The organism is Pseudoalteromonas sp. 0303 (assembly GCF_013349995.1).
In the GTDB taxonomy this organism is placed as follows: domain Bacteria; phylum Pseudomonadota; class Gammaproteobacteria; order Enterobacterales; family Alteromonadaceae; genus Pseudoalteromonas.
On sequence record NZ_JABVXF010000003.1, the window covers coordinates 97,164 to 111,509 of the forward strand.

The following is a 14,346-nucleotide window of genomic DNA, read 5'->3' on the forward strand; positions in this document are numbered from 1 at the left end:
ACAGAGGCTAGAGTCGCTTCTTTATCTTCTTCTCCCAGTTGATCTGAATACCATCCAAAAGTGTGTGGGCAATATGCTACAAATGTGGAAACTTTGTGGATTGCTTTAGTAATTAATCTAAGTTGTGACTTGCTACGTATAACCACCAAAGCAATTTTCAACTCCACGTTTATGGCAGGCTCAAAAAAACAAAAAGTAAATCTTGTTTGGTTTAAACGTGACCTACGACTATCTGATCATCAGCCACTTGCCAGTGCAATTGCATCAGAGCTGCCTTGCTTACTTATTTACAACTTTGAGCCCCTATTACTCGAAGACCCTCATTACAGCTTTAGGCACTGGCGTTTTGTTGCTCAGTCACTTAAAGACATCAACCAACAGCTCGAAAAATATAACGCTGAAATCGCCATTTATAATCAAGAAATGATTACCTTGTTAGAAACCCTTAGTGAAAATTTTGATATCGCAGGGGTTTATAGTCATGAAGAAATAGGTCTTTACAATACCTTTGAGCGAGATAAACAGGTCAAACGCTGGCTAAACAGCAAACTAATTCCTTGGTATGAAACACCACTTGGAGGTGTAAAACGAGCGCGGCCAAAACAGTTTGATTGGCAAAAACATTGGCATGGTGTGATGAACCAACGTCTTGTAACGCCAAATTGGCAAGCATTTAATGCAGTTCTGCCTAATAATTACCAAGCAGCAACCTGTGCTGATGATTTTCTAAAGCACGACCCGCAGTTTCAATATGGTGGCCCTCATGCAGCCAGAGCTTGCCTACAGAGCTTTGTAGAAGAACGTGCAAAGAACTACCAAAGTGGCATCTCGAGCCCTTCCAAAAGTAGAGATTCATGCTCTAGGCTTTCGCCTTACTTAGCCTTTGGCAACCTGAGCCTCAGACAAGTTTATCAAACTCTAAAATACTATTTAGCGAAGCAGCCTTTAAGCTGGCGTCGCTCATTACATGCTTTTGAATCTAGGCTTCACTGGCATTGCCATTTTATGCAAAAATTCGAAAATCAATGCAGCATGGAGTTTGCACCGCAAAATGCGGGCTACAAGCACTACCCTTATCGCGATGATGAACATGTTGCTGAGCACCTAAAGCGCTTTGAGCAAGGTCAAACAGGTATTCCCATTATTGATGCGTGCATGCGCTGCCTAGCAGCAACGGGTTACATTAATTTTCGAATGCGCGCTATGTTAGTCAGCTTTATGACTCATCATATGAACATTCATTGGCAATCAGTCAGCTTTATTTTATCGCGTTATTTTTTAGATTTTGAGCCTGGTATTCACTACCCACAAATCCAAATGCAAGCATCTGTCACAGGAACCAACACGATTCGTTTGTATAACCCAATAAAGCAATCTGAAGACAAAGACCCAGATGGCATATTTATTAAAACATGGTGCCCTGAGCTTAAAAACTTACCCATAGAAGATCTCCACCAGCCATGGCAACAGCCGCCAATGGAGGCCTTATTTAATAACTTTAAACTCGGCGAAGACTACCCTGAGCCTATGGTAGATATTGAACATGCAGCCAAACAAGCACGTGAGCGATTATGGTCATTTCGAGAACGTGATGATGTAAAGCGTGGCACAAAAGCCGTACTGAATAAGCATGTGATAAGCCATAAAAGACAACGACATGGCTCATAAAAAGCTTAATCTACCTAGTAAAACCTGCCCCGTTTGCGACAGGCCATTTATGTGGCGTAAAAAATGGCAACGCGACTGGCAGCATGTAAAGTACTGCTCTGAACGTTGCAAGCGTGAAGCAAAAAGAAATATTGGCGTTTAAGTTGCACTTATATCGTTAACTCACAGTTTTCGGCACAAAACCCTGAAAGCCTTTCACGGTTGTCGAAAAAATTTACAAAGGAGATGACGATGACGATTAAAAAATCTGCACATACGAGTTGGTCTGGTGATATTAAATCTGGCAAAGGCTATATTTCTAGTCAAAGTGGCGCGCTTGAGAAACAGCCATTTGGCTTTAACACTCGCTTTGAAGATAAGCCAGGTACTAACCCTGAAGAACTTGTTGCAGCGGCACACAGTAGCTGTTTTAGCATGGCGCTATCGCTTGCACTAACTGAAGCTGGCTTTGTCGCTGACGACATAACGACCAAAGCAACAGTGAGCCTTGATGAGGTTGATGACGGCTTCGAAGTGAGCCACATTGCACTTGATGTTAGTGCAAAGATAAAAGAAATTTCGAGCGAAAAGTTTGAGCAACTTTGTGAGCAAACCAAGCAAGGCTGCCCTATTTCTAAACTGATGAATGCCGAAATATCACTCACCACAACACTTAATTAATCTCTGTAGGCCAAGCACTGCTTGGCCTTTTCACAAACTAACAGACCCACAACACTTTATTACAATGTAAGTAGCTGCTTGTTGTATTATCTTTATGAAATAAAACCAAATACAACAAGGATATGTATGTTTAAACAACTTGCCCCTATTGCTCTGGCAGCACTTGCTTATTCAAGCAGCTCTATCGCAACAGAACAACAGATGAGTAAACAATGGTTCAATAGTATCGACTATACGCATATAGAGAATCACAGATATAGTTTTAATGGTTACCAATTAGTGAGTCATTACTACTTTGAGGAGCAGCAGAGCTCTGGGGTACTTGATGATTATGGCTACCTAGATACAGATTCCAACATTCGAGTGAATTACTTTAATAGCGATTACACTGATTATCTCGGTATGTTTGGTGAAGGATTTTATAAAAACTGGTTTGTTACAGGTGAAATTTACGATGTTGATGATACTGATGACTATACCTTAGGAATAGGCTATTTATTTGCCGATACCTTAAAGGTCTCTGTAAATAGGGATGCGCGTGAATATGGTGATGATTATTTCCGCTTAAAAGCGCAGTATAACCTCCAAATCAACGATAAGGATTACCTTGGTTTTAGTGCAGAAACAGATGATGAACTCGACGTTTGGAATGTCTCTGCCAGATACTTTAATCATTTAAGTGGTAGCCATTACATTACTGTCGATGTTGGCCACCAAGACAGCCTTTATGATTCAGCAAGCAATGCCATGATCAGCTACTACTTCGGCGATCACTATGCCATAGGTGCAGGGTTGGATGATTCTGAACTCGTTTTACAAGGCAAGTACTTTATTAATGATAAATACTATTTAACCGCTAATTACACTGAAAGCGGCTCTGCTGAACTTTATAACCTTAAGTTTGTTGCCCAGTTTTAAACTGATATGAGCCAACAGCTTTAAACAAAAACGCCGCTATAAAGCGGCGTTTTCAGTTTATAGAATTACATATTACCCAACTTCATCATCATTGCAGTGTACATTTTTAAGTTCAGTGCTAACTGCTCTTCAGTAATAAACTCATGCTCTGAGTGGCCTGTGTACTTTTTACCTGGCATTGATGGACCGAATGACACCGCATTATCAAATAGCTTAGCATTTGTGCCACCACCAATTGACACAAAGCCCGCGTCTTTATCGCCAGTAAAGTGCTTAAAGATATCGAGTAACGCCTCTGCATGAGGCGCACCATCTAACAGCATTGGCGTACCAATAATCACTTTAGTGTCTTTTAACGTAACACCATTAGTGGTTTGCCAAGCGCTAAGCGCTTCATTAATTTGCTGCTTAAGCACCGCTTCTTGTTTACCTACCGGACGACGCATATTAATTGACAATTTAATCTCGTTACCATCGCGGCTTAATAAGGTTGGCGAAACCGTCATCGGGCCCATAAAGTCATGCTTGTAACCAATTTCACCGAATTGCGCGCCGTATAAATCAAGACCAATTAGCTGATTGATAAACTCAATTGCTTGACCATCACTATTGTTCTCAAGATCAATACCTTTAAAGATTTCTGCAAGGTGCGCAATGGCATTTTCACCCGCTTCTGGCTCAGATGAATGCGCTGAAATCCCCTTCACTTGGACTAACAAGCCATTGTCTTGCTCTGTCATCGCCACTTTGACGTTTTTAAGCTGAGCAACATTGTCGTGTAATTTAGCCACTGTCGCCGCATCAGCGTTATGCACTAACACGCTGGCATCTTCAGGGATTTGGCTAACAAAGACGCCGCCTTTTAAGTCACTAACATATAAGCCTGTTTGTGCAGAGGTCGCTGAGAAAGTCGGGGCAATTAAGCTCCAGCCTTTTTCTGCAACAACCACAGGGTATGAAGCATCAATAGTGACTGCGTATTTTGGTTGCTGATAGGTTTTCATGAACTCTTCGAGTGGTGCCCAGTCAGACTCTTCAGCAAGGTAAACCATTAATTCAATTCGGTTATTTAAAGTAATACCCTTGTCTTTAATCGCCTTCATTGCATGCAGTGCAGTCGCAATTGCACCTTTATCATCTTCTGTACCACGTGCAATTAGCTTTCCTGGCTCAGAGGTTTTATCCATTTCAAATGGACTTTGCTGCCATTTACTGGCATCGGCTGGTTGCACATCACCATGGGTTACTATGGTTACTTTGTCAGCTTGGTTACCCATGCCAATTAACACTGTGTAGCCTAAATCTTGATAATCAAAACCAAACTGCGCCGCTTTCATTTTTAAGAACGACTTAAAGCCAATGAAATCTGGGTTATCAGGAGTCGCTAGACCTTCTTTATTTACCGTTGGATACGAAACTAAATTCTCTAAGGTATGAATTTGCGCTTGTTGATATTGCTCTACCGCGTAGTTAGCCAGCTTTTCACTTTGCTCAGACACAGCAGCCTGACTAGAGAAAGCACTTAATAAAAATGCAGCAAGTAATGAATGTTTCAAGATAAGCTCCAGAGTTTAAGAAGGTTTTAGAAAGTCGCCTTGATTGTAACGCTTATAACGCCGACATAACATCTCTAATTCAAGCAAAATAGATCGCTTAAAAATACCAACAAGGTACAATAGCCACTCACCCTATTAATTCGTTTGTTAGACTCATGAACCGCAGAAAAAAGATCTTCACTAAACTTAAGCAAAAAGATAAGCGCGCCAATGCAAAATTGCATAAAAGCAATAAACCGGCCTACATCTCAAAAGCAGAACGCGAAAAATTAGCACAGCAAGAAGCTGAGCAGGAAAGTTAAAATACCTAGCGGTCAGCGGTCAGCGGTCAGCGGTCAGCGGTCAGCGGTCAGCGGTCAGCGGTCAGCGGTCAGCGGTCAGCGGTCAGTCAGATTGTAGGCGCGATTTTACATCGCGCAACACGAAAAGACATATATTTACACAAAGAGGATTAAGAGGCGCTGCGCTCTAGAGGAAAACAAAAGAGTATTATTACCTCCTCATTTTCTTCTCATTCAGTGCTCTTTGTGATGATATTTACGCGCGAAATAAATTTCACGCCTACGACAGCTTATTTCACATTTGTATCAAGCACGTGACCTGACTCGCTAACTTTACTCTCGTAACTAGAAACTCTGGTTTTTAATCTGAAAGCTGATAGCTTTCTCTAAAACCTATAACTCACACTGGCATTATACGAGCGGCCTTGTCCGGCAAGTTGCTCAAATCCATTGCTCATATCTTGCTTGTAATTAGCAATGCTTACACCGCCAAGTGGCTGTTGGTAGTATTCATCAAGTAAGTTAGTAATTGCCAACTTAAAGGTTAAATTTTGCCACGTTTTCTGACTTGAGATAGCCAATAGCTGATAGCTGTCGGTTTGGTTTTCTAAACGGCGCTCATCAACATGGGTTTTACTATCAACCCATTGCCAGCTCAGTGCGTTTTGCCAGCCTTTGTATTCGTGCTCTAGGCTCAGCTCAGTATGCAGTGGCATAATTTGATATAAGTCTTCATTGTTATCATCACGTTCGCCATGTGTACTGGTTAGTGAGCCTTTTAACTGCCACTTTCCTGCTTGCTTTGTGTTGTAAAGCTCTACCAAGCCCGCCAGTTTTGCACCGTAAAGAGTGGCATCTAAATTCGTAAAGGTAAGGATATTACGCTTGGTATGCGCCATGTCGGTGCGATTAAAGCTCTTAGTCACTTCAGCATCAATATAATCATTTACTTGCGTGTACCAAACATTTGCCGTTACTTGCCAGCTGTCGTCTTTGGCTAATTTGGTGTAGCTAGAGCTCAATGTGTGAGCTGTTTCGGCTTCTAAATCTGGGTTACCAATATAACCATTACCATCACCAAACCAACCAATCATGGTGGTTGCCATCGTACCTACACCCCAGCTGTAACGCTCATATAAATTAGGTGCGCGGTTTTTACGAGCTAAACCAAATTGCAGCTCATCGTTATTCGATAATTGATAGCGAGCAAGCAAGCTGATATCAACTAAAGTGTCGTCACGTTTACGGTCTAATTGGTTAAATTCCATCGCAGCTTGGGCGTCGGTTTTTGACATATCCATCATTGAGCCCATATTAGCCATGCCGCTCATGCCACCTTCGTTATAAGCCTGCACTTCGCCAGCATCTGTGGTGACTTGCTCAACTCGAACACCTGCCGACACCCACCATGCTTGGTTTACTTGGTTTTGGTACTCAGCAAATGCCGCAAGGCGGTCACGTTTGCCATCGTTAATGTTTACGTATTCATTTGGGCCCATCATCATTGACCCTGCAACCGCCGGCCACCAATCATCAATTCGATAACCGTAATATTCTTGCCCTAGCATTAATGATGACTGTTTTGATAAATCAGTGCGCCAATGAACTTGGTAACTGTAATCTTGTGCATCGGTATTCATTGGCATCATGCCGGTTTTCTCATTACTGAAAAAACCCATTTCGTGTTTTACATCATGCGCATTCACTTGCACCTGCAAATCACCATTTTCAAGCTCACGTTGATACTGAGCAACGAAACCATAGCTGGTGTTATCGGTCATATCCATGTATTGATTAGGAAAGCCTTGGTAAGGAATTTTTTGATGCGTCAGTTTAACTACAAGCTGTTGTTTCTCATCACGAACAGCGCCCGTTAACGCATGATTTTGCACTCGATATAAGGTATCAAGTACACGCTCACCATGCCCATCATCATAGCTGTTCGCATCTTCAAAGCTGCCTTGGTAAGACAAGCTAAACTGTTTGCTCGCAAGGCTAGCACCTAGCGCGTATGCTTGGCTGTCGTTAACGCTTTTGTATGCTGCTGTCACATAGCCTGCGTGCCAGTTCACTGAGTCTGAATCACTAAATTCAGGGGCAATCGTATTTACCCTAATAACGCCGGCAATATTATCACCGCCACTGCTTACCGGTGATACACCAGCAACGACACTGTAAGAGGCAATTTGGTTTGCCGACACATATGAGAGTGGCGGATTCATTTGGTTAGCACACGCTGCTGTAACATCAGCACCATCAACTAAAACTTTAACTCTATCGCCCATCATGCCGTTCATCACCGGCAAGTTAGACACCCCTCCGGCCGCTGAAAAATCAACACCTAAATCTTTCAGTAACGCGTCTGCAGAGCCAACTAATTGATGGTTATTTTGGGCATGACCTTGTACTTCTATCACTTCAATAGAATCATCAGCAAAGGCCGAAATACTTAATACACAGCTAAGTGCTGCAGCAATTTTAGAAAATAAAAAACCAGGGCGAGAAGATTGCGTGTTCATAACTCTTTTAAAATCAAAGCAAATAATTAATGACGCTGATTATAAAACTCATTAATTAGTCTGAACACGTGACATATTGTCGCACCCTGTCACAGGTAAATAACTTAGCGCAACACCACTAAAGGAATACGGCTATCTTCAAGCATTTTTAAGGTCGTGCTGCCTAAAAAGAATTGTCGCCATTTAGAGTGACCAAATGCGCCCATCACCATTAAGTCAACGGCGTGGTCACTTTTATATCGCCACAGCGCTTGGTAAACATCGCCATCGAGCATGCGCGCTCTCACATTAAAGCCATTTTCTGCCAGCCTTGCTGAGGCAGTATCAAGTTTGTCTTGGCAGTGACCGTCTTGTTTATCAACCATCACCAAGTGGCAATCTAAGCCGGATAAAATCCCGCCATTGATAATTTGTGTAATCGCTTTGTCGGTACTTTCACTGCCATCATAAGCCAGCATAAAATTTGTAGGCTCATGAAATTGCGGCGGCACAATCGCAACCGGGGTATGCACCTGACGGATCAGCGTTTCAATATGTGAGCCCAGTACTTTAAAATCATCGTAATGGCCTTTACCAGAGCGACCAATAATCATCACACGGGCATTGTCTTCATGTTCAAGTAAGGCATCAACAAGACTCATTGAAAGCTGCTGTTGCTCAATCTCGGTTAGGCCTGCATGCTCGGCTTTTTTCATTGCTTCATCTAGCAATAATTGACCATGCTGTGACGCCACTTTGTTGCGTTCTTGCTCAAGTTTTGCCAATTGATCTAACAATGAGGTTTGCGAACCTAAACCAATAATTGCGGTTAAATCATCACTGCCCTGCGGCAAAGGTGGCTCTAATGCATGCAGAAAATTAATTGGATGGCTGGAGCGCTTAGAAATCCAAATAGCCGCTTCTGTCACCGCATCGGTCATGCATGAACCGTCGATACAAGCAAATATCTTTTTCATTACACTCTCCTTCAAACCAATTTAATTAACCAAGTATAGTTGGCTTTTTCTCTGTGTTTATTTTGAACAGCAAAGACTTAAGAAGTTCAGGTTATTTTCTTATAGCAAACAAATATAGAACGTTCCAAAAAGTACTGTATCAACCCCATTAATTTGTATTACAATAGCTCTGGGCACACATCTCTACTCCAGAACAAAGTATTTGTTACTGGCATTTTCAATTATCAAAAATCTATTTTGTTTTTAAATTTATTTTAAAGGAATTACATGACTAACGTAGCCAACTCCCAAGGCAACGCAAGCACGTTTACCATTCTGATAGTATTGGCTTTAGGCACATTCATTTTAGGCCTATCAGAATTTTCTATGATGCCAATGTTGCCCCTGATCAGCGAAACATTTTCGTCTACGCCAGCGCAAAGTGGTTATGCCATTAGTGCTTACGCGATAGGCGTAGTCGTCGGTGCACCGCTATTTATGATCACAACCGCCAACATGCGTAAGCGCAATGCACTGTTGATGTTTGTCACTATGATGTTTTTATTCAATGGCTTAAGTGCTTTTGCAAACTCGCTTGAGCAACTTATTTTATTTCGATTTTTAAGTGGTTTACCACACGGTGCCTACTTTGCCGCTGCTATTTTATTGGCAGCCGACATTGCCCCTGCCGATAAACGCGCAAGCTTTATGTCAAAAGTATTTATGGGTTTAACCATTGCCACTATTGTTGGTGTGCCCATGGTCACCCTAGTGGGGCAAAACTTTAGCTGGCGTTATTGTTTGGCAGGTACCGCTGTACTTGCGTTAATTGCCTTGGTATTGATTGTGAAATACGTACCTAACGTAAAAAATACCGCGCCAACATCGATTCTCGATGAGTTAAGTGTATTAAAGAACAAGCTCGTATGGACCATTCTAGGTATCATCATTATTGGTTTTGGTGGTGTATTTTGTGTTTACACTTACATTGCCGACACGATTTTAGAAGTCACCCATACCCCTGCTTACACTATCTCTATTGCTATGATCATGTTTGGTATTGGCTGTACTTTAGGTAACTATGTATTAGGTAAAGCCGCCGACCACTCACCACTGAAAACCACAGGGGCTGCGCTAATTGGTGCTGTAGTTTTTGCAGCCAGTTATGTAAGCGCAAGCCATAATATTTGGCTGTTATACGCGGTGATTTTCTTTATTGGTTTTAGTGTTGGTTTAGGTACCGTGATCCAATCGTTATTAATGGATGTATCACCACAAGGGCATGCCATGATTGGTGCGCTAGTACAGTGTGCGTTTAATACAGCCAATGCGATTGGCCCTTGGCTTGGCGGTATGGCTATTGCCGAAGGCGCACTCCCTAGTCAAACAGGCTATGTTTCTGCGGCACTATTCTTAGGTGGTTTTTTAATGTGGTCGTTAAGTGCGATGCAGATGAAAAGACAAAGCTGTAAGCCTTAAGCTCTCAGCTCTCAGCTCTCAGTCTGATCGCTGAAGGCTGAAGACTGAAGGCTATCAGACTTACTCATCCTGAAATATCTCTTCGATACTCAGGTTAAATAAACGCGCGGCTTTAAATGCTAATGGCAAACTTGGGTCAAATTTACCTTTTTCAATCGCATTAATAGTTTGCCTAGACACATCCAAAAGCTCTGCGAGTTTCGCTTGGGTGTAGTTATGCTCAGCACGAAGCACTTTCAAGTGGTTTTTCATTCTTCGCCCTCGTCGTTTAACTGCTTATTCATCATTAAAAGACTCACTAAATAGGTTAAGCCCATAAAGAGCACGAGGTGTGAAATATCTTCTTTAAAGCTAATTAAACCGCTTGATTGCACCACCGAATAAGCTAAACCAAATACCAAGCTTGCACCCGAGGTAATGGCCATTGCATTAAGGTGCATACGCTGCTGAAGCTCATCCATTCCTTGTAGTTGTCGTTTATTCGATAAAATCATCATGATGCCAACGACTACATTAATTAAGATTGCTACAACACTAAAAATAGCCTGCTCTTGCCATAAAAAATGCGGCCCAAATGAGGCAATTGCTAAAGTAATAACCCATGCAGATGTCCATTTAGCGAGGTTTAGCGTGTTCTGCTTATTACGTTGTTTAAAGGTTAATCCTGTTTGATTCATTATTCTCACCTTAAAAGTAAAGTGAACTTGACTAAATGTTAACCTAGCAACACAAAAAGTCAAACAAACTTTACAAAAAGTTTTGTATACACGACATCAATATGATTTTTTTAATCTCAAAAAAGGCAAGGCGCTTGCTGTTAATCTCATAATATTGTATTAATCAAAGTGTTCCGTAATACCAATTTGCTTAATTAAGTGAGCTATTTTGAGGCAATAAAACCTCGTTGATAACAAGGCAAAAATTTTGTTGTTTAGTTGCTCTAAATGAGAAATTTTTAACGCAGTTAGCGACAGGTTTAATCCCTCAAAATGATTAAGTATTATTGCAAGTTGGTATGATCTTATAAAAAATCGGTCCAATCGGACTGCGTTTCTAACAATAACAATGAAGATAACACTATGAATACGGAACTGTTTTTCGTTGGCGAATGGCAAGTTACCCCGGCCACTAATTCAATCAGGCGCGGTGAACAAACAAAGCATCTTGAACCTAAAGCGATGGATGTATTACTGCTGCTTTGCGAAAAACAAGGTGAGCTACTAACAAGTCAAGAAATTATCAGCCATTGCTGGCCAAATGTAGCGCTGGGTGACAACCCTCTACATAAAGTGATCACCCAATTACGTAAAGCCTTTGACGATAAAGCAAGTGATCCGCATTACATAGAAACCATTCGTAAACGTGGTTATCGGGTTATTGCCGAAATCAACTTTCCACTCAACGAAGAACAAAAAGCCAGCCAAACCAGTTGGCAAGGTGATTCGCCCTTTGTTGGCTTAAGTGCGTTTGCACCAGAGCAAGCCGATGTATTTTTTGGTCGTAACAAACAAATTGCCACTTTGCTACAGCGGGTATCGGCTCAAATAGAGTTTGGTCGCGCATTTTGCTTAATTTTAGGCGCCAGTGGTTCAGGTAAATCGTCGTTAGTTAACGCAGGTGTATTGCCCGCTTTAATGTCGAGTAATGGCTACGATGGCATTAGAGTACACAGTTACTGCCAACTCGACTTTGCCGATGTCAGCAAAGAGCGCTTACTGCTTGATTTAGCCTCAACCTTGCTCGATTTAGAAATAAACGACGCACCTGTACTTAGCGATATAAGCGCCGATGCGTTGGCTGAATTGTTATTAAAAGACCCAGAACAGGTTATTTCCCGCTGTAAAGCAGCACTTGCAGCGCTAAATGCAGAGCGCAATACGCCCTATTTATTTTTATTTATCGACAGGCTCGAAGTGCTATTGTCATCGCCGCTATTTAGCGATGACGAGCGCAACCAGCTTTTAGCACTTATTGAGCGCTTAGCAACAAGTGGCTGCATGATCATTTTTAGTGCCTGTCGTAATGACTTTTACCCGCAAGTAGTGAGTCAACCAAGTTTAATGTCGGGCAAAGCCAATGGCGCACATTTTGACTTATTAGCGCCAACTCGCTCTGAGCTTAAGCAAATGATCCGTTTGCCAGCACTTGCAGCAGGCTTAAGTTGGCAACATCACCCAGAGCATCACACACCGCTTGATGAACAACTTTGTAACGATACTGCCAATAACCCAGATGCATTGCCGATGCTGCAATACACCTTGCAGCAGCTTTACTTGCAGCGCAGCCCAGACAACATATTATTGTTTTCTGAATACCAAGCGCTTGGCACCATCGAAGGAGCCATCGGCCAAAAAGCCGAACAGGTATTTTGCCAATTACCCAAAGACCAACAAACTGAACTTGCCGCAGTCCTTTCTAAACTGATCACCTTAAACCCAGATGGCGAAACGCTCACCAGCCGTGCAGCACATTGGAGCGAATTAACCAGCCCTGCTGCGACCAAGCTTGTTCAGGCTATGGTCGACAGCCGTTTGTTTGTGTCGCACCTTAAAAATGAGCAAGCCTGCTTTAGCCTTGCCCACGAAGCGCTGCTGCGCCATTGGCAACGCGCCATAGATTGGGTGCAAGAACACCAACAAAGCTTAGCAATTCAAAGCCGTGTGCAACTAGCCACCGAGCGCTGGCTGCTTGAACATAAACACAGCGACTTTTTATTAGCCCAAGGTAAACCGCTACAAGAAGCACAAAGCCTAGTTAAAAACCCTATGTTTAGCTTATCGAGCGACGACCAAGCGTTAATTAAAGCTTCTAACAATAAAGCGAAACGTAAAAAACGCATGTTACAAATAACGGCTGCAACACTTGTGTGCTTAACCTTTATTGCCACATTTATGAGCGTGCGCAGCTATCACGCCGAACAAATAGCAAAACAAAAACGCCAAGAGGCCGAGAGTTTATTGGGTTTTATGGTCGGTGAGTTTGCCGATAAACTCAGAAGCGTTAAGCGCATGGATTTACTGGATGGTATTAGCAACAAAGCCCTTGAGTATTTTACCAATCAAGACGAAGAAGCAGCCTCGTTGTTTGACTTTAGCGATAAACAAGCCCAGTTTAATAACCGTTTTCAATACGCTCAAACCTTAGAGGCCATGGGCGAAGTCGCATACTCTCGCGGCAAAACCGACGAAGCCTTCACCGCCTTTGAAAATGCGCGAACGCGCCTAGAATCTTTACTAAAAATTCAACCCAACAACCTTGATGTTTTAATGCTTGCAGGGGCCAATGCATTTTGGCTTGGGCAATTAAACTTTGATAACAGTGACTATACAGGTGCCGAACCTTGGATAAAACGCTACCAAGAGCACAGCAAACAAATGTACAAATTAGCACCCAACGATTTTAACTCAATTATGGAGTTATCTTATTCTTATAACTCGTTAGGTTCATTGTACTTAAAGCAGTTTAATTACGCGCTCGCAAAAAAGAACTTTACTGAATCTTTAAAACTTAAAAACCAAGCCCTTAAGCTAAAACCTAATAACAAAAATCTATTACGCGATAAGACAGATACCATCAGTTGGATTGCAAGTACTGAAGAAAACTTAGGGCATTTCAATGAAGCTCTCAAGATTTTTGAACATGCAGAAAATGAAACAAATAAAATGTTAACTAAGTATCCGGCCGATGCTAGTGTATTAACATCGTTAGCATATAAACATATCCAGCAAAGCTACTTATTAAGTTACTTCCCTGATAAATCAAAATCTTACGAAAAAGCAAAGCAAGCAACAGAAACAATTAACAAAGCGAGATTGCAAGATGTTCAAAATAAAACTATTGAAAGAACATACTATCAGTTTCTAGCTTATCAACTCTCTCTCTCTGATAACCCAAATATAGATAATAGAGTTAGTGAAATAATAGAGTTTTTAGGTACCAACAAGTCATCGAATAGACAAGTTATTGGTACAAAAATTAGCTTGATAGAATATTTCATTAATAGAAATAATATTAAAAGGGCTTTAGATCTTTTAAAAAGCCTGGATGAAAATAACATGTTATCCAGCGCACTGGATATAGACAATGCACGACTTCATACAAGAATCTTGTTAATTAAAGCTCGTTTAGCTAAATCACAACAAGAAAAAAATTCTTTATGTGAAGACGCAGCAACCACTCTAAATAAAATAAGTAAAAAAACTAAAAGTATAAAATTTACTTACCCATTAATTCAGGCATATACCTGCCTAAATAAATCACACGAAATAGAAGCGACCATTGTTCCGGTAAGAGAACTGGGAATAATTAATTTTCAACTATAAAGTAAAGG

Annotated in this window: 12 protein-coding genes; 7 read left to right on the top strand and 5 right to left on the bottom strand. The window is 41.6% G+C overall.

The window, feature by feature from the left end; genetic code table 11:
- The first annotated feature begins 171 nt into the window (after positions 1-171).
- The 4 genes from HUS62_RS03645 to HUS62_RS03660 all read left to right on the top strand — a co-directional run bounded on the left by HUS62_RS03645 (position 172) and on the right by HUS62_RS03660 (position 3,246).
- Positions 172-1,668 carry a cryptochrome/deoxyribodipyrimidine photo-lyase family protein gene (locus HUS62_RS03645; protein WP_175078559.1) on the top strand — a complete coding sequence of 499 codons (1,497 nt, stop codon included), beginning with the start codon at positions 172-174 and terminating at the stop codon, positions 1,666-1,668.
- On the top strand, positions 1,658-1,810 hold the full coding sequence (locus HUS62_RS03650; RefSeq protein WP_082389187.1) for a DUF2256 domain-containing protein: 153 nt from the start codon (positions 1,658-1,660) through the stop codon (positions 1,808-1,810). The genes HUS62_RS03645 and HUS62_RS03650 overlap by 11 nt, the downstream gene beginning before the upstream one ends.
- An 89-nt stretch (positions 1,811-1,899) precedes the next feature.
- Positions 1,900-2,328: an OsmC family protein gene (locus HUS62_RS03655; protein WP_062565084.1), complete on the top strand. Its 429-nt coding sequence runs from the start codon at positions 1,900-1,902 to the stop codon at positions 2,326-2,328.
- 126 nt (positions 2,329-2,454) lie between these two features.
- The gene (locus HUS62_RS03660; protein WP_175078560.1) at positions 2,455-3,246 is read left to right on the top strand and encodes a putative porin; all 792 of its coding nucleotides are present in this window, start codon (positions 2,455-2,457) and stop codon (positions 3,244-3,246) included.
- Between the two features lie 65 nt (positions 3,247-3,311).
- Here the strand turns inward: HUS62_RS03660 and HUS62_RS03665 are convergent, their stop codons facing one another.
- Positions 3,312-4,802, bottom strand: a complete 1,491-nt coding sequence (locus HUS62_RS03665; protein ID WP_175078561.1) for a dipeptidase — start codon at positions 4,800-4,802, stop codon at positions 3,312-3,314.
- A 155-nt stretch (positions 4,803-4,957) separates the two neighbouring features.
- On the opposite strand from HUS62_RS03665, the gene HUS62_RS03670 reads away from it, so the two are divergent.
- Positions 4,958-5,104, top strand: a complete 147-nt coding sequence (locus HUS62_RS03670) for a DUF2986 domain-containing protein (protein ID WP_064971746.1) — start codon at positions 4,958-4,960, stop codon at positions 5,102-5,104.
- 365 nt (positions 5,105-5,469) lie between these two features.
- Here the strand turns inward: HUS62_RS03670 and HUS62_RS03675 are convergent, their stop codons facing one another.
- Together HUS62_RS03675 and HUS62_RS03680 are read right to left on the bottom strand one after the other, a co-directional pair.
- Positions 5,470-7,602: a TonB-dependent receptor gene (locus HUS62_RS03675; protein WP_175078562.1), complete on the bottom strand. Its 2,133-nt coding sequence runs from the start codon at positions 7,600-7,602 to the stop codon at positions 5,470-5,472.
- Between the two features lie 104 nt (positions 7,603-7,706).
- Positions 7,707-8,558, bottom strand: a complete 852-nt coding sequence (locus tag HUS62_RS03680; protein ID WP_175078563.1) for a universal stress protein — start codon at positions 8,556-8,558, stop codon at positions 7,707-7,709.
- A 267-nt stretch (positions 8,559-8,825) separates the two neighbouring features.
- Here HUS62_RS03680 and HUS62_RS03685 point away from each other — a divergent pair, with 267 nt between their 5' ends.
- Entirely contained in the window at positions 8,826-10,016 is a 1,191-nt protein-coding gene (locus tag HUS62_RS03685; protein ID WP_175078564.1) for an MFS transporter, read from the top strand.
- A 60-nt stretch (positions 10,017-10,076) separates the two neighbouring features.
- Here the strand turns inward: HUS62_RS03685 and HUS62_RS03690 are convergent, their stop codons facing one another.
- Positions 10,077-10,268: a helix-turn-helix transcriptional regulator gene (locus tag HUS62_RS03690; protein ID WP_175078565.1), complete on the bottom strand. Its 192-nt coding sequence runs from the start codon at positions 10,266-10,268 to the stop codon at positions 10,077-10,079.
- Complete coding sequence (locus HUS62_RS03695) at positions 10,265-10,693, bottom strand: hypothetical protein (RefSeq protein ID WP_175078566.1); 429 nt, start codon at positions 10,691-10,693, stop codon at positions 10,265-10,267. The genes HUS62_RS03690 and HUS62_RS03695 overlap by 4 nt, the downstream gene beginning before the upstream one ends.
- Before the next feature lie 402 nt (positions 10,694-11,095).
- On the opposite strand from HUS62_RS03695, the gene HUS62_RS03700 reads away from it, so the two are divergent.
- The gene (locus HUS62_RS03700; RefSeq protein ID WP_175078567.1) at positions 11,096-14,338 is read left to right on the top strand and encodes a winged helix-turn-helix domain-containing protein; all 3,243 of its coding nucleotides are present in this window, start codon (positions 11,096-11,098) and stop codon (positions 14,336-14,338) included.
- Positions 14,339-14,346 lie beyond the last annotated feature (8 nt).